Here is a 1,248-nt window from a genome sequence, read left to right on the forward strand (position 1 = left end):
GAAGCTGCGGAATGAAATTCACCGTATGGGCAATCGTATGCATATCTGTACGATTGAATTGTTGCTGGGAACAGGGATACGGGTAAGCGAATTGGTTGACATCAAGCTGAAGGATATTGAGATAAGTGAACGCAAAGGTTTATTGAGGATACTTGGCAAAGGAAATGCCTATCGAACCATACCATTGAATAAGGATGTACGAAAAGCCATTACCCGATATCTCGAAGTCAGGCCACAAGTGGAATCAGAATATCTATGTATTGGCCAGCGTGGAGCATTGGAACGAAATGCGATCAACCTGATCCTGAACAAATACGGGGATCGGGTCAATGTAAAGGTGACGCCACATATGCTCAGACATACGCTTGGCTATAAGTTGGTTAAAACGACTCCATTGACGACCATCCAGCAAATCCTTGGACATGATCACGTAGCAACGACCAATATCTATACCCTAACAACACAGCAGGATATGGAACTAGCCTTGGCAAATATCGAGTGGTGATGAGCCACTCTTTTTGTCGTGGATGGGAGGGGGTCTTCTATATGTAGAAACAGAGCCGCCAGCAAAGGGTGCAGAAATTTTTGTGATGATTTTATAGTAAATTTGAGAAAGGAGTTATACCGATTGAAACAATAAAGCAAGAAGCTGAGCGTCAGGCCGAGTTGCTGAAGCAGTATATGGAGAAGCATTTTAAACCACCGAAAATGAAACAACTGATCGAAACGTTCTCTTTCTCTGAACTAAGAAAGCTTATCGGGGAGATGGATATTGAATTCTTTGCCTTAGCCTATTTCCCTAAATATTTTGATCGAGCATTTGGACAGTTTCATCAGGAGCTATTCGCGGAATTAAAACATATGCTTGCAAATACAGGACTGATTACAGCTTTCGGACTCCCAAGGGAGCATGGAAAGTCAACGATCAGTTCTTTTTTATTTCCGCTATATGCCACACTTTATGATAAATCACAGTTTACATTGATTATATCAGCAACAGAGCAGATTGCATTGCCCTTCCTCGATATGATCAAAGATGAGCTAGAAACAAATCAGATGCTGATTGAGGATTTCGGCATTCGTAAAGGGAGCCGCTGGAACAACAATGAAATATGGCTCAAGAGTAAAGGTGGGCTGGACTCCTGCATTATGATTCGTGGGATTGACGGTTCACTTCGAGGAATTCACTATAAGCATCATCGTCCTACCTTGGTTCTAATGGATGATTTGCTCAAGGAAGATACCGCA

Annotated in this window: 1 protein-coding gene and 1 pseudogene; both read left to right on the plus strand. The window is 42.3% G+C overall.

Annotated features, from left to right (window positions below):
- Positions 1 to 505, plus strand: a 505-nt coding sequence (locus tag L696_RS0107775) for a tyrosine-type recombinase/integrase (RefSeq protein ID WP_025683140.1), incomplete at its 5' end; no start/stop codon positions are given.
- A 176-nt stretch (positions 506 to 681) separates the two neighbouring features.
- Positions 682 to 1,248, plus strand: a pseudogene (locus L696_RS0107780) (hypothetical protein); the annotation flags it as partial.

Origin of the sequence: Paenibacillus maysiensis (assembly GCF_000520815.1) — a bacterium.
Lineage (GTDB): Bacteria > Bacillota > Bacilli > Paenibacillales > Paenibacillaceae > Paenibacillus > Paenibacillus maysiensis.